This window comes from Paenibacillus catalpae (assembly GCF_900112695.1).
In the GTDB taxonomy this organism is placed as follows: Bacteria; Bacillota; Bacilli; order Paenibacillales; family Paenibacillaceae; genus Pristimantibacillus; species Pristimantibacillus catalpae.
Genome location: NZ_FOMT01000001.1, coordinates 1763999 through 1786082 on the forward strand (window position 1 = coordinate 1763999; position 22084 = coordinate 1786082).

17 protein-coding genes, 1 tRNA gene and 1 rRNA gene are annotated in these 22084 nt (G+C 47.9%); 2 read left to right on the forward strand and 17 right to left on the reverse strand.

Translation table 11 applies throughout. The features are described 5' to 3' along the window. Positions 1-90: 90 nt before the first annotated feature. The 6 genes from BM200_RS07645 to BM200_RS07670 form a co-directional block, all read right to left on the reverse strand. A complete protein-coding gene (locus BM200_RS07645) occupies positions 91-1752 on the reverse strand; it encodes a response regulator (protein ID WP_091183319.1) in 1662 nt (553 codons plus the stop codon). A gap of 2 nt (positions 1753-1754) precedes the next feature. Further along, positions 1755-3554, reverse strand: a complete 1800-nt coding sequence (locus BM200_RS07650) for a sensor histidine kinase (RefSeq protein WP_091183325.1) — start codon at positions 3552-3554, stop codon at positions 1755-1757. Between the two features lie 142 nt (positions 3555-3696). Further along, positions 3697-5397 carry a type 2 periplasmic-binding domain-containing protein gene (locus BM200_RS07655; protein ID WP_091183327.1) on the reverse strand — a complete coding sequence of 567 codons (1701 nt, stop codon included), beginning with the start codon at positions 5395-5397 and terminating at the stop codon, positions 3697-3699. A gap of 83 nt (positions 5398-5480) precedes the next feature. Further along, the gene (locus tag BM200_RS07660; RefSeq protein WP_091183329.1) at positions 5481-6377 is read right to left on the reverse strand and encodes a carbohydrate ABC transporter permease; all 897 of its coding nucleotides are present in this window, start codon (positions 6375-6377) and stop codon (positions 5481-5483) included. A gap of 3 nt (positions 6378-6380) precedes the next feature. Then, complete coding sequence (locus tag BM200_RS07665; protein ID WP_091183332.1) at positions 6381-7274, reverse strand: ABC transporter permease; 894 nt, start codon at positions 7272-7274, stop codon at positions 6381-6383. A gap of 167 nt (positions 7275-7441) precedes the next feature. Beyond that, positions 7442-9913 (reverse strand): beta-mannosidase, encoded by a 2472-nt coding sequence (locus BM200_RS07670; RefSeq protein ID WP_091183334.1) that lies wholly within the window; start codon positions 9911-9913, stop codon positions 7442-7444. Positions 9914-10105: 192 nt separating this feature from the next. Here BM200_RS07670 and BM200_RS07675 point away from each other — a divergent pair, with 192 nt between their 5' ends. Next, positions 10106-10945, forward strand: coding sequence for a helix-turn-helix domain-containing protein (locus tag BM200_RS07675; protein WP_091183336.1), 840 nt, complete (start codon positions 10106-10108; stop codon positions 10943-10945). Between the two features lie 113 nt (positions 10946-11058). Here the strand turns inward: BM200_RS07675 and BM200_RS07680 are convergent, their stop codons facing one another. The 5 genes from BM200_RS07680 to BM200_RS07700 all read right to left on the reverse strand — a co-directional run bounded on the left by BM200_RS07680 (position 11059) and on the right by BM200_RS07700 (position 15490). After that, positions 11059-11520 carry a DinB family protein gene (locus tag BM200_RS07680; RefSeq protein ID WP_091183339.1) on the reverse strand — a complete coding sequence of 154 codons (462 nt, stop codon included), beginning with the start codon at positions 11518-11520 and terminating at the stop codon, positions 11059-11061. 28 nt (positions 11521-11548) lie between these two features. Beyond that, positions 11549-12679: a peptide-methionine (S)-S-oxide reductase MsrA gene (gene msrA, locus BM200_RS07685; RefSeq protein ID WP_175532779.1), complete on the reverse strand. Its 1131-nt coding sequence runs from the start codon at positions 12677-12679 to the stop codon at positions 11549-11551. Between the two features lie 157 nt (positions 12680-12836). Next, positions 12837-13502, reverse strand: a complete 666-nt coding sequence (locus BM200_RS07690; RefSeq protein ID WP_091183340.1) for a response regulator — start codon at positions 13500-13502, stop codon at positions 12837-12839. After that, positions 13499-14725 (reverse strand): sensor histidine kinase, encoded by a 1227-nt coding sequence (locus BM200_RS07695; RefSeq protein WP_091183343.1) that lies wholly within the window; start codon positions 14723-14725, stop codon positions 13499-13501. The genes BM200_RS07690 and BM200_RS07695 overlap by 4 nt, the downstream gene beginning before the upstream one ends. A gap of 294 nt (positions 14726-15019) precedes the next feature. Next, entirely contained in the window at positions 15020-15490 is a 471-nt protein-coding gene (locus BM200_RS07700) for a DinB family protein (protein WP_091183344.1), read from the reverse strand. A 220-nt stretch (positions 15491-15710) separates the two neighbouring features. Between BM200_RS07700 and BM200_RS07705 the strand changes: the two genes are divergently transcribed. Next, the gene (locus BM200_RS07705; protein WP_091183347.1) at positions 15711-16379 is read left to right on the forward strand and encodes an S-layer homology domain-containing protein; all 669 of its coding nucleotides are present in this window, start codon (positions 15711-15713) and stop codon (positions 16377-16379) included. A 119-nt stretch (positions 16380-16498) separates the two neighbouring features. Here the strand turns inward: BM200_RS07705 and BM200_RS07710 are convergent, their stop codons facing one another. From BM200_RS07710 to BM200_RS07735, 6 genes are all read right to left on the reverse strand, one after another. Continuing rightward, positions 16499-17056, reverse strand: coding sequence for a hypothetical protein (locus BM200_RS07710; protein WP_091183349.1), 558 nt, complete (start codon positions 17054-17056; stop codon positions 16499-16501). A gap of 30 nt (positions 17057-17086) precedes the next feature. Next, positions 17087-19681 (reverse strand): phosphoenolpyruvate synthase, encoded by a 2595-nt coding sequence (gene ppsA, locus BM200_RS07715; RefSeq protein ID WP_091183350.1) that lies wholly within the window; start codon positions 19679-19681, stop codon positions 17087-17089. A gap of 246 nt (positions 19682-19927) precedes the next feature. Then, a complete protein-coding gene (locus BM200_RS07720) occupies positions 19928-20710 on the reverse strand; it encodes an SDR family oxidoreductase (protein WP_091183353.1) in 783 nt (260 codons plus the stop codon). A gap of 212 nt (positions 20711-20922) precedes the next feature. Continuing rightward, the gene (locus BM200_RS07725; protein WP_245772921.1) at positions 20923-21375 is read right to left on the reverse strand and encodes a GNAT family N-acetyltransferase; all 453 of its coding nucleotides are present in this window, start codon (positions 21373-21375) and stop codon (positions 20923-20925) included. A 118-nt stretch (positions 21376-21493) separates the two neighbouring features. Next, a tRNA-Thr gene (locus tag BM200_RS07730) sits at positions 21494-21569 on the reverse strand. Positions 21570-21743: 174 nt separating this feature from the next. Then, positions 21744-22084, reverse strand: a 23S ribosomal RNA gene (locus BM200_RS07735); the annotation flags it as partial.

The window sequence follows — 22084 nt, forward strand, 5'->3', positions numbered from 1 at the left end:
AATGATGGACGATATGATGATTCAATAAAACAAGCAATGAAAACGATAGAAATCCAATCGCTGTGCCAATGGCCTCTCCTTTGCAATGCGTTATAATGGACTCGAAGAAGATGTACGATGATCTGATTTTATATCCAATTGAAGGCCATCGTCCAGAGAATAGCCGTAATCCCTGTAATCCTGCGGAGTGACGCCTACCAGCTTTTTAAACAAATAAGTAAAATACGCGGTTGTCTGAATGCCCACCTGATCTGCAACCTCGTACACTTTAATATGGGGATCCTGAAGCAGCTTCTTGGCACGTCCGATCCGGGTGTCCTGGACGAACTCGGAGATCGTCCGGCCCATCTCTCTCTTGAACAATACGCTGAGGTAGCTGGCGTTCAAGTTGAACTGCTCTGCCAATTGCTTTACCGTCCAGTGTTCGTGGATCCGCTCCTCGATAAACAGGGATACCTTCCGCATCAGATTATGCTGCTGATTCAAGTGCGCCTTCTGCTCGGTCGCCGTATACCGCTGCACGTAGCCGGCCAGCAGCTCCGCCATCTGTGAGGCACTGCCGCAATCAAGCATTTGCCGCCACATCAGTATGTTCGCCTCGCCATCCGGCTCGTTCCTCCACTTCAAATGGCGGATCAGCTCGCCAAGGATGCTCATCGCGAAGGCATGTACATAAGAAAATGAAGCATTTCCTGTCGCTAACAGCGCCTCTTTGATTCGATTCATGTATTCAGCTACTTGCTCCGCATCGCCCGAGTCCAATCCCTTAAGCAAGCCCGGGACAAATTCGTCATGCATGCGGTATGCCGCGAAATCTCCCGGCTCTACGTCGTTGCAGCGCACGATCTGCCCATTGCCTATAAGCCTTGCCTTGGTCATGCTGAATCGGATTTCCCTGTACAGCAGCGGCGCATCTTCCCATCTGAAGCCTTCACGGCTGCAGCCGATTGTAACGGTAGCCCCGTATTGATCACTCATAATGGATTGAATGAATTGGAACTGCTTCTCTACTTTGGCCCGCGCTGCCGGCAATGGATTGACATGGAGCGCAACGAATTCATCCGATGTTGTTTGCGCAATCCAGATATCTTCGTCGTAGGAGAAGGCAATCTCTAATGTTTTCTTAAGGCTGCTGCCAAGCAACATTCGATGCTTTGCCTCCATGCCGGAAGAGGGATAACGGTCCAAGCCTAATACGATAATCTGGTATCCAAGATTTAGAACGGGCAGCGTCAGCAGGCCATCCCATGAGGCAATAAGCTCTTCCACGGGAAGGGATTCCGCAATCAATTCGTCAACGAACCTTTCTTTGACGAGCTTTATGCTGCCGGACACTCTTCTCTCCAGCTTCCGGGTTTGCTCGACGACTTCCCTCCTCATCTCAATCGCTGCCCGGAAGCTCTGCAGTCGCAACGCAACCTCTTCCGTCTTGAGAGGCTTCAGCACATAAGCTTGTGCGCCGACATGGATGGCGTCCTGGACGAATTCGAATTCATTGTAGCCGCTTATCATCAGAATCTGTAAATGAGGGTGTATTCGCTTCGCTTCTGCCGCAAGCTCGATACCCGACATGCCGGGCATGGACACGTCGGAGATAAGCACGTCGAAGTGATAGCTTTGCAGAAATTCTACAGCCTCCTCCCCTGATTCCGCTGTTGATGGGGACTCGAAGCCAAGCTCCTCCCATTCCATGAATCGGACGAGTCCCAGTACATGCGATATTTCGTCATCCACAATAAGCACGTTCAGCATCACTATCGCCCCTTCCTTATAGCTGGCTGGACCTGGCAAGCCGGAAAATCTATGGTCACCAGCGTCCACGCCCCCAATGCGCTTTCTAAGGTGTAACAGGCATCGGTGCCAAAATAAAGCGCCAGACGCTCCTTTATATTGGCGGAGCCACAGCCGTTGCCTTTGCCCGCATACCTACCTTCCGCGAGCTGCGTGATCGTAACCTCCGGTATACCCTGCCCATTGTCGTACACCGACATCATGACCCGGTCGTCCAGTCTGGCCATGGAAATGCGGATGAAGGCGTCCGGCCTTCGAACAATGGCTCCATGCTGATAGCAGTTCTCCACAATCGGCTGCAGCACGGTCTTGATCGTATATAGATCAAGCACGGAATCGTCAATGTCCCATTCTACCCGGACCTTGCCAGGGTAACGGAATTGACAGATATCCAGATAGGCCTTCGCATGCTCTACCTCTTCCCTGATCCGGATAACGCTGATCTGATTGTTCAGCGTCAGCCTGTAGAAGGTCGTCAGCGAGTCGATAATCTGAATCTGCTCCTGATCCCGGGCAATCATCGCGCGCCAGCGAAGCAGCCCGAGCGAATTATAGATGAAATGTGGATTTATCTGGGCCTGCAGTGCTTTGAAAGCCTGCTCCTTCTCCTGCAGTCCGGCATGCGTAATATCCTCCACAAGCTTGCCCAGCCGCTCGGACATCAGATTAAACATATTTTCCAGCTCGCCTAACTCGTCCCTTTCGCTGTACCGAATCGCCGCTTCGAACTCGCCGCGCGACAGGTCACCCATCCGGTTGCCAAGCTTGCGAAGGCGCCGGACGATGTTTTGCACGACAGTCATCATCAGCGAAATGGACAGCAGCAGGAAGAAAATTGTAATGCCCACGATCAATAGCAGTGTTTTGCGGTCTTCGACACTTAGCTGCTTCATGGCCGTGAACGATACGACGTTCCACCCGGAAGAAAGAGGCTTAACGATCAGCAGTTCTTTGCTATGCGTGAGATCCAGCCAATCAGCCGTATTGGCGGCAGGCTCCTCTGCGAAATCCTCCTGCCACTCGTTCAGCGCGAGCTTCTTCCCGATCTGCTTCCTATCGGTCGAGGCTAGAATGCTGCGGTCATGATCAACGATGAACAGGCTCCCCCGATCGTTAAACGGATGGTTGACCAGTTCTCCGAATACGGCGTCATAATTCAGCAATATATATACAAGACCCAGCGGATTCCCCGTCGTGTCCATTATTTTGTGCGTTATGACAACGCGATCGGGGTTGCCAGGCACGCTGCTCCATTTGAGCGGCTCCGCGGCAGCCATCGTATTCCGATACCAAATGCTTTCCTCTTGACCTGCTATGATTCTCGATTCCGGACGCCATAAGAGCTGACCATCCTGCACAAGCGTATCGTTTGTATGATAGATACGAAAATCTATAATGCCGGGCAAATATTTGCCCGTGATTAGGAAGGTGCGATCTATGTAATTGACGGTATCCACCACTTTGGCCATATCATCGTATTGTCTGGAGAGACGGGCCGCCAGCTCGCCATCGGTCGCCGTTCGGACGGCTAGAAGATCATAATTCCGTTTACTGAAATCAGCGATCTGCGCCGTTTGACGGGCAGACTCATCCACGGCGGACAAGTAGCTGTTGTGGAAGCCCCGAACGACCAGATAGACGGCCCCGCTCCCCAGCAGCAGCGTCGGCAGCAGCAGGATAAGCACGTATAGGGCCAAAATTTTGCCGCGGAGGCTCATGCCGCGTGTAAATCTGATCATCCATCGAGAGAGAGGGACGCGCAAGAAATCACCCTCCTTTTCCGCTATTTTTGAATGCTGCGCAGTCCAATAGCAGCTGCTTGCCAACTAAAAAACAGCCGACGGAAGGGAAGCCGGCATCTCCGGCTTCCCTTCCGTCACGGCTTAACTGCACCGTCTATATGAATTACTCTCCGAATTGCTTGGACAGGAGCTGATGCCATTCATCCTTCAGCTCACTCCAATGCGCTCGCTTCTCAAGCGCCGACTGGAATTCGCTCCAAGCGGCTTCGAAGGCGTTGTCGTCCTTGGCCATCATCAGTTTGGCCTTGTATTCTTTCCTTACGTTTTCGAGCTCCGGCAAATACTTCTCCCACAGGCTGCCCGGTTCGGACTTAACCATGTCATATGGCTCCGCGACCCGAATGGCACCCATTTTACCGATAGCCGTAGTGAAGTCGATCGTCTTTTGCCGTCCCGCTATATTGTCGGTACCCTCGTAATTCCACCAAGGATACCACTCGTTGCTGTACGAGGAAGCTGCGTAAAGCTCAGGCGTCGTGCTTGCTTTCTTCGATGCGTCACCGGAATCGTGAAGCTGCTGGTAGTTATCGTCGATATAATGCCATTTGCCCAGCGGCTGATCAACCCAGTCCCAATAGGTTCCCGGAGGACCGCCATCGATGACCTGCTGCATTTCCGGCTTAGGCTGAAGCGAATAATCGAAGAAGGCCAGTATGGCGTCCAGATTTTTAGATTTTTTGCTGATGTATACGTCATCGCCCGGATACGGATTGACGATTTGGTTAATGCCGATTTTGTCTACACCAGAAACTTTAGGATAAGGGATGGTTTGATAATACCAGGCCGGCGCTGTCGGCCCATTGAGAACTTCCCAAATCTGAGCATCCATGTTGAAGAAGCCGCCGGCATTCATCGCGGTACGTCCGGACTGATTTTTTTCCTTGTAGCGTTCTTTTTTATCTGTAATAGCTTCCTTGTCGATCAAGCCTTCGCGATACATTTTGTTCATCCATTTGTAAGCTGCTTTGTATTGCGGATTGTCATAGATGAACTGGTAGTCTTCGCCCTTCTTCTCCACCGGAATAACGCCGCCTGCCGTACCGGTAGACACGCCAAATGTGCTTAGAATAACATTCTCGTCGTTAGCATCCGACAGGAAGCCGAGCGGGATAAGCTTGTTGCCGGAAGCGTCCGTTTGCTGGCTGGCTGCCTGCAAATATGTTTCCACGCCTTCAATAGTAGCCAAATCTTCTTTCTTCATGCCTGCTTTCTCCAGCACGTCTTCGCGCACGAACCATCCAAGCGATGCCCAGCCCGGCCACGGGTCTTGAGGATTCTGGTCAAACCAGGTTGGAATGGACCATATGTGACCGTCCTTATCCTTCATGGCCTCCAGGTATTCTTTCGGAATGGACGCAAGTCCCGGATATTTGTCCGGCATATTGAAGTATTGCTCAAGCGGCTGAATGGTGCCGGACCGGATCATCGAGGTATTGATAACGTCGCTCCTTCCGAAGATTGCGGCATCTTCAAAGCCGCCCGTATTCAGCTTCAAATTAAGAGCAGTCGAAGCGTCGCCTTGCGTGGATTCGATCTGCACGTCAACGAAAGGCTCGTTCTCTCTCCAATATTTCTGTATCAGGCTATCGTTGTTGACGGTCATTGTCCATCCAAGCCAAAGATTAAATTTTCCTCCTTGCTGCTTGCCGCCCTCCGCCGTCTGTCCGGACTGTTCCGGTTCTTGCGATGGCGAATTGGAAGAGTTCGAGTTGCCGCCTCCGCCCGAGCAGGCGGTTAGTGCCAGCATAAGCGCGGCGAGCGCGCCGGCTGTTGTCTGCTTCGCGTTAAATGTTCGACTTTTCATTTTCGTTGCCCCTCTCTGTCTAGCTTGTTTTGGTATATTTGGTTGTTCCTTATACCCTGCAATAACTCTCGATCAGAAACGAATTAACCTTTAACCGAACCAATCATTACGCCTTTGACAAAATACTTCTGAAGGAACGGATACACGCACAGAATCGGGATGGCGCTTACCATAACGGTTGCCATCTTGACGGACATCAACGTCACCTCGGACAGGTTGCTGCCCCGCGCGAGTGCCTCCACGTTGTTATTGGAGCCCATCACCACCGAGATATCCTGGGCAGACAGCAGCTGCTGCAGGAACGTTTGGACCGGAATCAGATCTTGATCCGAGACGAAGAAGGCACCGGCGAACCAGTCGTTCCAATGCATAACGCCCGTGAAGAGACCAAGCGCTGCCAGCATCGGCTTGGACAGCGGAATGATGATCGAGAACAGCACTCTTGGCGGCTTGGCGCCATCCATTTCCGCCGATTCGATCAACGCTTCGGGAATGCCATGGATAAACTTCAGCATGACGAACATGTTCCAGGCCGAGAATGCGCTCGGCAAAATGTATACCCAGAACGTGTTGATCAGCGACAGGTTATACAGCTGGATATAGAACGGAATAAGACCGCCGCTGAACAGCATTGTAATCAGGATGAGCGTCAGCAGCGTCTTTCTCGCCGGCATCTGCCTGTAGGACAAGGCGAACGCCGCAAGCAGAGTCACCAGAAGACCGCTGAACGTGCCGACGATCGTACGAAGAATCGTAATCAGGTAGGAATGTTGAATGACCGAGTTGCCAAGCACGATCTGAAAGTTGGACAACGTGAATTTTCTCGGCCACAAGTATACGCCTCCCTTGGCCGCATCGCTTCCCACATTCAGGGAAATCGCCAGCATGTACATGAACGGATACAGGACGGACAGGCAGAGCACCAGCAGTATCAGGGTAATAAGCGCCTGTCCGATCTTTTCGCTTGTTGAACGTTTCATCGGTTACCAGAGCCCCTCCCCGTTGATTTTTCTGGCCATTTGGTTGGTGACGAGAACCAGAAGCAGACTGATGACCGAAGATAACAGTCCTACCGCAGTCGCCATTCCGAAGTAGCCTTGCTGCAAGCCGCTTCGAAGGATATAGGTGTCCAGAACATCCGCAACCGGTTGGTTGGCCGGATTCATGAGCGGATAAATCTGATCCATGCCGACCGCTATGAGACTTGGCATGCTCAGGATCAGAACGATGGAGATCGTCGGAAGAATACCCGGGAACGTAATATGCCGAATTTGCGCCAGGCGGCCCGCTCCTTCTACCTTGGCTGCCTCGTAGAGCTGCGGATCGATAGTCGTAATGGCTGCCAGATACAAAATCGTGTTCCAGCCGACCTCCTTCCATAACCCGCTGACCACAACCATTGGCCGGAACCACTCGGTCGACCCCAGGAAGAATACCGGATCGCCGCCAAGCGATACGATCAGCTGATTGACCAGACCGTTGTCCAGAGTCAGCAGCGACTGCAGAATGTAAGCGACTACAATCCAGGAGAAAAAGTGGGGCAGATAGCTGACCGACTGGACGAATCGCTTAAACCCTCCCCGGCTCACCTCGTTAATCATCAGAGCAAGAATGATTGGGGCGGGAAAGCCAAACACGAACTTCAGGAACGCGATGTAAAGCGTGTTTCTCACCACGAGCCAGAATTGACTGTCCTGAAGGAACGCAAAATTTTCGAAGCCGGTCCAGGGGCTGTTCCAAATGGTGTATCCAATATGGAAGTTCTTGAACGCGACCTGAATGCCGGCCATGGGCACGTAGCTGAATAACAGAAGCAGCACGACGGCCGGCATGATCATGAGATATTGCCATTTGTACTTGCGTATGGCAGCAAACATCGTATCACCTCTTTCTATCTTGATTTTACGTGACAACGAAATCCCGAACTACGCAACAACGATTGGTTTTCTATCGCTATGTTTGTCAATTTGGGCAGGCAGCCCCGAAGAGAAAGGACACACGCATGCGGCTATTGCCATGGCATGTGTCCCTTACGATGCAAAGCTTATTCAAAAGTATCGTATAAGCTCGTAACCGATAGCTGTTCGCGGAATGCCTCGAGGCTAAGCGGTTCGGACAAGCCGTTCTTCGGCACGTTTACAACAGCAGGCTGATCGGCCGAAAGAGCAAATACATTATCGCTCCATCTGGCGTCGGCGCGGCTCAGCTCCAGCAGAACGAAAGGCGCAAAAGACCGGCTCTCCAGCGTAACAACGAACCGGTCATCTTCTTCAGTCACGGCTGCGCTGATCTCCGGATTCAGCAGCTCGAAATGCTTTGGCTTCACAAACAATGCCGTACCGGCGCTGACCGTCTTCCCGAAGGAGACAAATTCAAAGGTCAAATAGCTTTGGCTGAGCTGTTCTTTGGTCGTCAGCGTCCCCGAGAAGTCCAACGAGACAATCTCTTCCGAGGAGAATGCGCCTAGGGATACTTCGGCTTCGCCGGTCTGGATCACCTCCGAACTGCGGTCGAGCAGCCGCCAGCGCAGCTGTCCGCGGACGACCCTCCGCGTTTCATTGGTCACATGCAGCGCTACCGTTGTTCCTTCTTCTAGAGCGGATGCCAGGACCGGCGCGAAGAACCGTTTGGCGGCATGATGCGTCGCCTTCCATCTGCCGAAGTAGTCAAGGCTTGACCAGGATGCACCCGGCCAGATGTCATTGAGCTGCCAGTAGACCGCGCCCATGCATCTGCCGCGATTGCGTCTCCAATGCTCTATGCCGACCCGCATGCCTTCGGCCTGAATGAGCTGGGAGACGTACAGCAGCGTTTCGAAGTTTCTTGGATACTTAAAATATTCGCTGATGTAGTACATGATTTTCTCGTTGCCGGTACCGTTCTTTTGATGAGCCTCCATTACCCGCGAGAAGATGTTCCGGTCTTCGGGCAGCGTAAATGTCTCGACCGTCTTGATGGACGGGAACGACTGCAGACCAAACTCGGACATGAAACGGGGATGCAGTGTCCGGTATTCCGTTATCGGCTTCCGTCCGTGCCAGACATCCCAATAATGCATGTCGCCGATATTTTCGTTGTTCGGATCCTCAATGCCGCCCTTGGAGGATGGTGACGACACCAGATAGGACGTGTTTGGATCGAGCGAGCGCGACAACACCGGCAGGAATTGTTCGAACTGCTTCAGGTAATCATCGCGCTGTTTCTCGCCGTAACGCTCCGTCCACCCCCAATACGCCCAGGCGTATTCCAGCTCGTTGTTCCCGCTCCAGATGCCAAGCGAGGCGTGGTGGCGAATCCGCTTCATATTGTCGATTGTCTCCAGCCGGATATTTTCCTTGAATTCATCATTGAAGTCGTAAGCGCCGCAAGCATACAGGTGGTCCTGCCACACGATCAGACCGTGGCGGTCGCACAGGTCATAGAAGTAATCGTCAGCATAATATCCTCCGCCCCAGACGCGGATGCAGTTGTAGTTGGCTTCGACGCAGCTTCGGATCAGCTGTTCAGTCCGCTCGTTGCTGCGCCGTCCGAAGATGTTGTCTTCCGGAATGAAGTTAGCCCCCATCGCGAAGATTTCATGCCCGTTTACCTCAAACGCAAACGATTCGCCCCACTCATCCGGCTGGCGGACAACGCGAAGCGTCCGAAGTCCGATGTTCAGCGAACGCTCGTCAAGAACCTGTTCTCCGTTAAGCAGTTGAACCAGCACCGCGTACAAGGGCTGACTTCCAAGATTGTTCGGCCACCATAACTCAGGATTCGGAATATCAATCACAAGCTTGGCGGTGTCGCTGACCTGGCGAACTGATGCTTTCAGTGTCCGTCCGTCCGGCGTCCCGATTGCAGCCTGAAGAGCAAGCGGCACATCGGAAGTCCAGCGCTGTAAGTCTGCCGCGATCTCTACCGTGACAAGGTTATCGCCATGCTTCTGCGTGATGTAGATATCGTCAATTCGGCCGATATTAAACCCGCGCAGCGAAATATCCCGCCAGATTCCCATATCCGGCAGCTGCGGACCCCAGTCCCAGCCAAACATGCTATGCGCCTTGCGCAAATGCGAGATGCCCGGCACTGCGTCGGCGCAGCTCGTCAAATGATGCTCCTTATCCTTTGCGATCACGAAGTTCGTTGCCGACCGGATGATGACATGGATCTCATTGCGGCCTGCAGACAACAGCCTCTTCACGTCGGCTTCGTATGTCCGGTGCATATTATCCGTATTTAATACCGCTTGTCCGTTTACGTACACTTCGCATAACGTATCCAGTCCCTCGCAGCGAAGCAGTACGCGGTCCATCAGCAGCAAGTCCTCGTCGACGAGGACACTGCGGCGGTATTCATAGTCGAATTTGGTCAGCTCCAAAATATCGAATTCGTTATCGCGGAAATAAGGATCTTCCATCTTGCCGGCGGACATCAAATCATGGAATACCGAGCCCGGAACAATCGCTTCGTTCCATTCCGCCTCATCCGTTCTTTTCATCATCCAATTGCCGTTTAGCGTCACTGAGCGCATGCTTATCAACCTGCTTTCAAATATATATATTGTGCTGGAATGATGCATTACCCTCCGAGTTACGGTATGAATAAGGCATGATTCGGTCCTATAGTAGCATTTGAAGCGGAATTGGGTCTTGCTTTGCAAAACCTATTTTTGTGCTATATTAACATCAGGAATTCTTCTCAAGCAGACAAGGAGGCACACGTCATGACCGTTCCCATGCTCTATGCGAAAGCTCTGATCGATCCGCTGGTGCAATCCAATTTCCACATCGTGCCTTCGGTAAAACATGCTTACCCGCTGCACGGACACGATTTTTATGAAATCTTCATCGTGGTATCCGGCCAATGCACGCATTTGGTCAACGGAGATGCCCAAGGCCTGAAGGAAGGCGACATGGTATTCATTCGTCCTAACGACACGCATGGCTACGACTTGCTGGAAGGAGTAGACTGCCAATTTTTGAACGTGAATTTCTATAAGGAGGTTGTGGAGGGCGCCTTCGATTACATCGGCCACGCGGCATTCGCTCAGGCACTCCGAGGTCCGCAGCTTCCTCCCGTCCACCGCTTGAACGGAGCAGACATGGAGGCATTGATGAGGAAAAGCGAGCAAATCCAGCTGTTCACGTCTACGGATAAACAAAAGGCCAGAACTATGGCCCGCAGCTTCTTAATCGATGCCTTGACCCACTTCTTCCTCCATTTCCGGAATGACAGCACGAAAGTGATGCCGCAATGGTTCGATCATCTGCTCGCGCAGCTGCAGAAAAAAGAAAACTTCAGCGCCGGGCTGCCCCGTTTGCGCGAATTGACGGATCGAAGCGACGGTCATCTTAACCGCGTATTTAAGCAATATCTTCGCATGACACCAACGAGTTACATAAACCATCTGCGGCTTAGCTATGCCAAAAATTTGCTGCTCACGACGCAGCTTCCCATCGTCGACATCGCCTTTGATGCCGGGTTCGACAACTTGAGTCACTTCTACCATTTGTTCAAGGACGCCTATGGCATTGCTCCGGGCAAAATCCGCCATTGGCAGTAAGCGGAAAAAGCTGCCGATCGCATCGGCAGCTTTTTTTATTTTGTTTCTCTATTCATTTATAGGGCGCAATTGCTAATAGCAGCCTCTAGGGAACTGTTGATTTATCTCTATCCTTATTTCAGCGCATGAATAATTCCGTAAACAACGCCTTGGTGATAAAACATATGCAATGAAGTCGCATAAATAAGCTCGCCAATATTTTGAGCTTTCAGGAAATTCTCGTTGACGGGCTCATCAAGGCGATTTTCGAATGTTTCATGAATCGCTTGGCGGAGTTCATTTAATTGAGCGATCAGTACTTCCCACTGAGGCAGTTTCTCATCTTCTTGCCAATCCGCAGGTTTCGTTCCGTATGCGAAAAGGTTATCATAGCTTTCCGGGAAGATCGGAGCTTGCTCCGCAAGACCAAACACATGGAATTGCGTAACCGCAAGCACGTGCCCCAAATGCCAATGAATATGGTTTTTGAATCCATCCGGGATCACGTTGCGTTTTTCCGGCGGACAATTATTGAATACTTCAATTAATTGATCAAGGTGTTTATTAAGTACATGAAATACATATTCCGCTCTCATTTTATTCGCTCCTTTTTAAGGTTGGCATTTAGTTAAATAGTGATGCAAACTGTCCGTATCCTCTTTTCTCAAGATCGGCTTTCGGAATAAAATCCATCGCTGAAGAGTTGATGCAGAATCGCAATCCCGTTGGCGCGGGTCCGTCTTTGTACACATGGCCCAGGAAGGAATCCGCAGCACGGCTTTTGACGACAACCTCGGAAAATAATCCATTATGCTCCGTCAACACAATGTTGTGTGAATCCAGTGGTTTGGTAAAGCTAGGCCAGCCTGTGTTGGGATTGAATTTATCTTGTGAGCTGAATAGCGGCTCTCCCGATACGATGTCCACGTAAATGCCTTCTTCGTTGTAATCCCAGTAGGGGTTATGAAATGGCGTTTCATCCTGGCCATTCTGCGTGACGTTAAATTGAAGCTCCGTCAGCGTCTTCAGCTTTTCATCTTTGTTAATGTCTTTCATGTATGTTTGCTTTGGGCTTACTTTCACTTCGCGGTCTTTGCCCCAAATATTGTTCAAGAACTCATCGCGCGTGGAAAACAGCTGGCTCATCTTGTTGCCAAACTGATGCTTTTCAAAATAATCCTGATGTTCTGACTCGGCTTTGTAGAAGAGTGTGGCTGCAGTAATCTTCGTTAGGATTGGTTTATCGAACCGTTTGGAAGCTTCTAATTCCCTTTCAGATGATTCAGCTGCCAACTTCTGTTCATTATTCTTGTAGAAGATTGCGGATTGATACTGACTGCCGCGATCTCCGAATTGACCTTCCGCATCCGTAGGATCAACGTTTCGCCAAAATACCTGAAGCAGTTCTTCATACGAAATTGCATTTGGATTGTAGTGAACTTCGATCGATTCAAGATGTCCAGTCGTTCCGGAACCAACTTCATAATAAGTCGGATTTTCGGCATGTCCACCCGTATAGCCGGAAATAACACTCGAAACGCCGTCTACTTTCTCAAAAATCTCTTCCATATCCCAGAAGCAGCCGCCGGCAAAAATGGCAGTATCGGAAGGCGAGTATTCATCAATCGTATTCTGAATATCCTGTGCTTCGGCTACCGTTGCCGTCGCTTTATTAAAGGAACCGTTCCAGAAATACACGACGACAACGAGTACGGCAATGGGGATTAGATAAAACCTGCGTTTTTTCAAGTTCATCTCCTGGCACCTCCTCTTCAAGTTGTAATCAAATTCTATCAAGTGGCAGTCGAATAAGAACCTGTGGAAAGTCATGCATTTGCAAAAAGAAAAGGCATCACTTTTGACCGCAGAGCATGAGAAATTTCATGCCCTATGCCAAAAGTAATGCCTGGTGCTAGGAATGGAGATGACGAACCGCATATATTGCAGCCTGAGTTCTGTCGCGCAGCCCAAGCTTGGATATCAGATTAGAAACATGATTTTTCACGGTCCCTTCCGTTAGAAAGAGCATGCCCGCGATTTCTTTATTGTTCAAACCTTGACCTAGCAAAGCCAGCACTTCCTTCTCCCGTTCGGTCAAAAACCCATACAGTTCAGGCTCTTGTCCGCTTATTGGATGTGTCTTATCCGGATTCTGGTCAGCTATTTTCGTAAACTCTTTCAGCAGCATGGACGTAATATCATGTTGCAGTACGGTGCCTCCGTTGTAGACGGTTCGTATGGCGCCTATAATCGCCTCTGAAGGCATATCTTTCAATAAATAACCATGAACCCCATTCTCCAGCACTTTTATAATCAATTCCGAATCATCAAAGGTCGTCAGGATTAATACTTTCGTCTCTGGAAAATGCTTAAGTATTAATGCGGAACCTTCAACGCCGTCCATACCTGGCATTCGAATATCCATGAGCACCACGTCCGGGCGCATTTCAAGCACTTTGGCATAGGCATCTTGTCCATCCACCGCCGTTCCAATCACTTCCATACCGGATTCTAATCCGATAATGGTCGCGAGCCCCTCCCTCATGAGCCGTTGATCGTCAACAATAAGGATCCTCATTCTTTTTCACGCTCCACATCTGTCAAAGGATAGGGGAAGTGCGCTTCCACGGCAAAGTCTTTTGCGTGTGCCATTTGAAAATGCACCTTTCCGTTCCACTCCTTCACACGTTCTTGCAAATTGATTAATCCAAACCCTGGTTTTAATTCACGAGGCACTTCTCCGTCATTACGGACGACCAGAGAAAATCCGGATTCGGAATAGGATAATAAGATTTCAGCATTTTTTGCATTTCCATGCTTCTGCGCATTCGTAAGCGATTCCTGCACGATTCGATACGCGGTTAATTGAAGATCGCTAGGCAGCGCAACGGGTGTCCCATTGGTTTGAAAAATGGTTTGCACTTTTGCGAATTTCGTAAACTCCTGCGCCAGCCTGTCCAGACTTACGTTCAATGAAGTCGATTGAATCGGTTCATCGCGAATGGCCCTTACAGACAGACGAACTTCTTGCAGAGAAGATCGGACTAAACCCTCGCAATCCCTATAAGCTTGCTCGCTTCTCAGGGGATCAACTGCACTTAACTTTCGTGCCGCTTGCATTTGGACGAGTACTGCCGTCAGTTTATGACCCACCGTATCATGAATTTCTCGAGCAATTCGCACTCTCTCCCGAGTTGCTGCCCACTCTTCGGCCTTAAGTGCAAATTGCTGCAACTGCTCATGAAATTGCTGCAATTGCGTATACAGCTGCAATGCATCCCTGCGAGCGCGCTGGTAAAAATTAATTAGCGCGTTCACGATGCAAGCGAAAATAATAAAGGAGCACGTTGTGAAGTAACTGTTTTCGTCCAAGCTTTTATATAAATACCAGTCAATGCTTCCCATCGTAACAACATAGAGCAAAAGCAGCAGTAAGCAAGCAACAATGAGAATACGGGTATCCTTTATAAACATCAGTATGGCTAAAGCGGTTATTCCAATAAACAGATGGTTTGGGAAATTTCCAGCGATAAAGATGTATCCGTAAGAAGCAGACACCAGGAAATCCAATATGAGAAGGTAAATCAGCCAACTCTGATTTTTGTTCGTATTGGAGTAAAACAAATAGACCAAAAGAAAAACAATTACCGAAAAAACGATGAAGCTAAGTCTCCAAAATAACGCGATGGAATGTTCGAAATAAAAAACACCCGATATGGTGAGATCAAAAACGAGCTTTATCCCAAAAAACCATTTCCAAAATTTCGGGCTTCGTCCGAATATGTCCAAGTCATGACCCAATGTTCCATACCCCTTCTTATAATCAACTCTGTTTCAACTGACGTAATGAACTGATTATATAACAAACGAAATAAATATGAGACAATTTTCGCATAGCTTGAATTTCCGATTATAGAGAGCGGTATCGCTTTTTTCAAAATCAACCTGTTTCACGTAATAGATATGTACGGGTACATGGCAAATTCAACGTCGAAGACCCGTAGGATAATCTGCACGACAGGCTACCTATTACGGTAGCCTTTTACGTTGCGCCATCGTTCCTCTAGGGAGTTTATTCACAACTAGTATATAATGTTATGCCCTGTCCGCCCGATATGCCTGCTTTACCCGCTCGATCTGGGCGAGATGGCTGCGTATATGCTGGACGCGCAATTCCAGCAGCTCTTTAAACGTGTACCGCACTCCATCGGGATATTCCCCGATCCGCTCAAGCTGCTCGGGAGTCAGATTTTCCAGAAGCGGCAGCATGCTGGCCCGAAGCAGTTGAAACAGGAGCAGATGCTTCTCGCGGTCCAACCGTTCATATCCCAAGTTATCCGTCCAGGCTTCCTGATCAAATGACAGCAGAAGCGGTTTTTCCTCCGCCAAGACTTTCCTCAATCGATGTGTCGACAGAATCTCGTCATCCGTCACATGGATCACAATCTGATGGATGCTCCATTTGTCCGGTGCAGGTTGGAAACTTAGCTCTTCCTCAGACAATCCTTCGACGGCTTCTCGCAGCAGCGCATAGTCTTGGCTGTACTCCTCGATTAACTTTTCCATCCAATCCTCTCCTTCATCATGATTCGTGTGACAGGGAGTAGTCGATAATATTATTCTTTGTTATAAAACAAATACCTTTTTGGTTTTATACATTCATAAATAATCGAGTTTATTAACAAATTGTTAAGTTTATAAAAATAAGTAAGTGTAGTTGCAACCTTTTTTAGGAAAGCCCGTCTATGAGGGAGGAACGTTCCAAATTACATGATGAGGTGATCCTATGACAAAGAAATTCAAACTCGTTACATTGGCAGCTACAGCAGTGCTTACCCTATCCATCGCTGGACAAGGCTTTGCGGCAACAAACTCCTTTACGGATATCGCAAATGTGAGCGCTAAGGATAAAATTATCTCTTTGCAGAATAAAGGGTTAGTGCAAGGTGTTACCAAAGACCGCTACTTCCCGGACGCTACGTTAACTGCAGCACAAGGTATCCAACTGATCGTAAATGCACTTGATCTGAACATTGATACGCTTCGCTTTATTAAAGAGCCTCATGCTACTGATTATTTCCCAAAAGCGGACGATGAGGCTTGGTATGCGGATGCGCTTATCATTGCGGCAAACAATGACATTGGCTTGCCAAATGATCTGGATCCTAACAAAACGTGGACAAAAGAAGAGTTTACACACCAGCTTATTCTTGCGATTGAAAAGCACAGCAATCTGCCGATGATTAAGCTTATGCCTATGGAGTTTAACGATCAAGACGAGCTGTCCGTTTCCTATGAAGGTTCTGTCCAAAGAGCGCTGGTACTTAAAATCGCCGAGCTTGATCAGGATGGAAACTTTAATCCTACGGATGAAATTACGCGTGCGGATGCAGCTGTACTTATCTACAACGCACTCGCTTATATCGATGCGGCTCCAGCACCATCTGCTGAGTAAACGCAGTAAAGGTACAATCATCAGGATGAGGAGCCTGACAAGGCTCTAATTTTGTAAGCAAATTAATCAAAATGGCAGCCGTTCATCATTATGCCCGCTGCCATTTTGATAGTATTTAATTAAAGTCTACCCGTTGAACCATACCTCTCAATAATCCCCCATTTGAGAATTATCTCTCGACCTATGTCAGTAGGCAGCTTACCCTCAGTGTCTACAATCACATTCTCCAAGTTCTTTTGGGAGAGTTCCTCAGCTAGTTGCGTTGAACGTTGCAGATGCCAATTTAGGGAATCCAGGGTCTTCTCCCTGCCGCGTATCCGATCATGGTTGACTTCAAGTGATGCAACAAGTCGTACTACGAATATATCCGCTCCTGGTATTGATAATCGCATTTTGTCCAGATGTTCTCTGCTTTCCATGACACTTGGTATGATTAGACACTTTGCTCCAATTGAACGATAGTTATTCCAAACAGCCGCCAGATTTTTAAACCCAAGCTCCATGTTAAACGGATCTTCACTTGGCGCAGGGAAACCGCGCCTTACGTGATCAAGGTCGACTACCGCATGAGGAAGAGCATAGTCATGCTCCAACATTTCCGATATGGCATCTGCGGCACTCGACTTTCCAATACCAACAGGTCCAATGATATTCAGCACGGGAACTTGCATGTTCATAGAATCCACTCCAGCCTTTAATATGATCTCTCACAATATTTCAATATATCCTTCTGTTCCATGCACACGAATTCGTTGCCCGTCTTTTATCAATTTGGTGGCATTCTCCACTCCAACAACTGCCGGCAAGCCGTATTCACGTGCGATAACCGCACCATGGGTCATCAGTCCGCCAACTTCGGTGACTAAACCTTTTATGGATACAAACAATGGTGTCCAGCCAGGATCAGTAAAGGAGGTGACTAGTATATCTCCATTCTCAAGAACAGCATCTTCCATGTTTAAAATAACGCGTGCACGTCCCTCAATGACTCCTGAAGAAACAGGCAGACCTACTAGAGCATCAGCCGGGAGATTTTCTCGTTTGTACTTACCTGTAATAATTTCGCCATCGGACGTGATAACACGTGGAGGGGTCAGTTTTTCATAAAATTTGTACTCGTCTTTTCTGCTGTTTATGATCTCGTAATCCAATTTAAATGTGCGTACGACTTCGTGAAGCTCTTCAAACGTGAGATAAAAAATGTCTTCTTGCTCATGAATAACGCCAGCTTGTATGAGCTGCCGGGCTTCTTTCAGTAATGCCTGCTTGTATACGAAGTAACGGCTAACCATGCCGTATTTGGGATATTCCCGATAACCGATAAAGTTCCGGATGATATCGATCATTCGTTTGGTCTCTTGGGCTTTGTGCTCACCATCCGGCAATTGCCTCAACCGATCTAACAGTTCTTGCTCTTTATCCCAAGCTTCTTGGAGTCCTTGCTCAAATTTCCGTTTTCCGGCATTAGGCTCAAAGTTTTTGATGTTGCCAAGAATCATCGGAACTAGTGTAATTGGCTTTTCACTCCAGCGTGGTCTAGATACATCGATTTCTCCGGCACAACGCATTCCGTATTTATTAAGAAATGCATAAATAGCGTCTTGAGCTTCCTGTCCGCCATCTAACTTAACGAGATCATCCATAAAGTTATCTTCTTTGGCATGCCGTAAATATTCAATGACTTCCGAATTTGGTCGTAGCACATCCGCGACTTCCATTAGCTCCAGACCCATTTGCGAAGTAATATTATTCGGTACAGATTGAGAAAGCGTATCGGCTACGTTTTTCTCACCTAACCACTCGTTTATTTTCTCATTGATCCATGATGTAGCATTCATAGCAGCCATAAAGACAGCCGTACTTTTGGGGTCAAATAAGATCTTCTTTAATTGCTGAATATCTTCCAGAATAAAATCCAACAAATCCGATCCCGATTTCGCTTGGATGTTTTGTTTCAACTCTTCTATCGATGCTTGATTACGCTTAATCAAATCAGAAACGATTGTCAGATCATTCTCGAATTGTGCCGGCATCTCTGTATGACTTCTGCCCAGAATCGGTGCTGTTTGATCATTTGGCAACAATTTTATAAAATCTTGCTCTATTATGGTCATAAGTGCCCCTTTGATGAGCGGATCGGATTCCATGGTATTTAATAAAGCTTCCCGGCCGGCAGGGGTAGCCAGCCTGGGTGCAATATCAACAAACAACCTCCCACCGGCTTTACGCATAGGCGCAGGAGTAATTAACAAATAAAAGGACAATCCCAACGGCTTCATGGGGTCCGTCATCATTTGTTGATGACCAACAGAAAGATACACGTGATTTTCTTGATCATTCACATCAGGGATCGGGTATAAGGTAGTGATCGGCCGACTCTGGACAATATAGAAGGTATCATCAGCCAAACACCATTCGATATCTTGGGGGCGGCCAAAATGTTCTTCGATCTGTCTTCCGATGCGTGCCAGCTGTAAAATTTGTTGCTCAGTGAGTGTTTGAGACATCTGCTGATCAGGCTCGATCTGCTTTGTCTCCGTTCCGCCTCCTTTCCGTCCATAGATAGCCAATTTCTTGGCTGCTATTCTCTTATCGACGATTTCACCATCGCGAACCTTATAACTATCAGCCGATACCAAACCGGAAACCAGCGCTTCTCCAAGTCCAAAACTGGCATCGATCGATAGCAGCTTACGGTTGGAAGTAATTGGATCAGCGGTAAATAAAATACCCGAAGCCTGTGGAAATATCATCCTTTGAACGATTACGGATAAGTAAATTTGATTGTGGTCAAATCCATTTTGCATACGGTAGATTACCGCGCGATCTGTAAATAGGGATGCCCAACATTTGCTGATATGCTGCAAGATGGCTTCTTTGCCGATGATATTTAAATAAGTGTCTTGTTGACCGGCAAAAGAGGCATGAGGCAAATCTTCAGCAGTTGCACTAGAACGCACGGCATAAGCATGCTCCTCTCCAAACCGGGAGAGATAGCGAGTAACGGCTTGCACTACATCGGAAGGAATTTCTGCCTCCATAATAATTTGTCTAATCTCACTGCTGATTTCAGCAATTTGAGCTCGTTCTTCTGCTTTCAGCATGGTTAGTCGATCCAGCAAAACATAATACGTTTCGTTTTGTTCGATGGCTTTTTGAAATCCTACTGTTGTAATACAAAAACCTTCGGGTACATGTATTCCCTTAATTTTTGATAATTCCCCTAAATTTAAACCTTTACCGCCAACGAGCAAAAGCTGCGTTTTATCCATTTCCTGAAAACCGAGCACTAATGAGTCCATTCAACATCTCTCCTAACCATAGAATTGTGAAAAAACATTTGACAAGAGTTCAAGAGGCATGCTACAATTAAATTGTAAGATGAACTAACTATGACTTCATTTGATGTGACAGTCGTGATCTGATTATATCATCATGCCTATTGATGTGCAATATAAAAGAACCTGGTGAAAATACCCAGGTTCTTTTATGATTTTACAACTCCGTCATGTGTGATCTGGTTCGTAAATCTCCAAGATATATGCTTATTACTTATTTGTGAAGCCGCCTTCTGAGACTATTCGCTGTCCTGTAATCCAGCCTGCTTCGTCACTTACTAAGAAGCTAATCAGTTTTGCAGCATCCTCCGGCTGTCCGATTCTCCCCATTGGGAACATCGGCAGCAAATAGGACTTAACCTCGTCATCCATCCAACCGCTGTCCGTAGGGCCTGGATCAACGGCATTAACGGTTATTCCCAAAGGAGCGAGCCCAACCGAAAGTGGTTCAATTAATGCGGTTTGCGCCCCTTTGGTAGCTAAATATGCAAGATTGTTTGCATCGTTGCCCTTCGATACCATAAAAATAATCCGTCCAGGTATTTTTCCTACATGCGTTTGTTCAAACCTTTGGGCAAATTTCATCGTTAGTAAGCTTGCACCCCTGATATTTACGAAGTAATGGCGGTCTATGACCTCAGCATCGAATGTGCGGTAATTTGACTCTGCCCAGTATGTGGCGTTATTTATGAGAATACTAGGAGTACCTAATGTTTTGTCAGCGTAATCCAGAATTTCGTCAGCAACATTTGGATCAGCTAAGTCAACTTCCATATGGCCAGCCTTTACACCTAAATCGACTAACTCTTTGCATAGCTGTTTCTCCCAACCACTATCCTCTCCATAAATTTGAGTTCTATCAAAAGAACCCCAATGTGTAAAGAGAATGTCAGCCCCCTCTAAAGCTAATGCTCTGCAAATGGCAGTTCCTATACCACGCTCACGACTAGCACCAGTAACGATGGCAACGCGTCCTTTTAGTCTAAGCCCCATAAACGATTAACCTCCTTCTTATCTGTACCGTGTTCATCTTCCTTTACCACAAATTATTATAATTTAAAGATTCGCGAAGTAAATTCGCTGTCCTGCAAATTTTAAATGCAAATTCATTAGCTTATTCAGCAATCGCCTAATCTCTATTTGGTATGTAATGGCACCAATCCAGCCTAGAAGTTTTCTTATACATGCTAAGCTGCAGATACTTGTCAGTTTAAACGAAGATAATGGGTAGTATCATTTCCGAGATCAAAATTAACCGAAAACCCCATCGATTGATAAAACAGATCAGCAACCGGATTATCAGTCTTTAATTCAAGAATTCGATAGCGATTTCTTGCCTCTGCAATGACTGACTCCATTAGCATCCGCCCTACCCCAAAACGGCGTACATGGGGTGCTACATACATTCTACGAACTCTGCCAATCTCTTTAATAACGGAATAAGGATCTTGATTCAATGCGCAAACTCCTACGATATCACTACGATTAATAGCGAGAAAGAGCGCTTCCCCTTCCTTATCGAATTTGTTTGTTCCAGCATCGTATTCCGTCACCAGCCGGTTGAGATGCCGGAATCCCTCGCTTTTACTTTCTTCAACCAGCAGCGTTAACATTTGTGTATCCAAATCATTCACTTTTGTTATTGTAAACTCATTCACTAATCTCATATCCCCCTCATAACCCGTTATACTAACTAATCGTATCGGCGGCTCAGTTTGGACGATTAGACAAAAAAATAACCCGATCATAACTGATCGAGTCTGTTTGTTCATATTATGGTGCCGGCGAAAGGATTTGAACCCTCGACCTACTGATTACAAGTCAGTTGCTCTACCAACTGAGCTACACCGGCATATATTGATTTGCGCCTTGAAAACTGGATGCGAAAGTTTGTTTTTCCTTAAGTTTTTCCCGTTTTTTCATCGGGGTCCCCTCAAAGTACTCGGAATAATCCTCGTAGCGTTTGCTTCACTTTGTGGGGTAATTGAGTGTATGCTTCCGAAGTAAGTTTACTTCGTAAACTTTTTAGGATAAGCCCTCGACCGATTAGTATTCGTCAGCTCCACACATTGCTGTGCTTCCACCCCGAACCTATCAACCTCGTCGTCTTCAAGGGGTCTTACTAATTGGGAAATCTCATCTTGAGGGGGGCTTCACGCTTAGATGCTTTCAGCGCTTATCCCGTCCGTACTTGGCTACCCAGCGGTGCTCCTGGCGGAACAACTGGTACACCAGCGGTACGTCCATCCCGGTCCTCTCGTACTAAGGACAGCTCCTCTCAAATTTCCTGCGCCCGCGACAGATAGGGACCGAACTGTCTCACGACGTTCTGAACCCAGCTCGCGTACCGCTTTAATGGGCGAACAG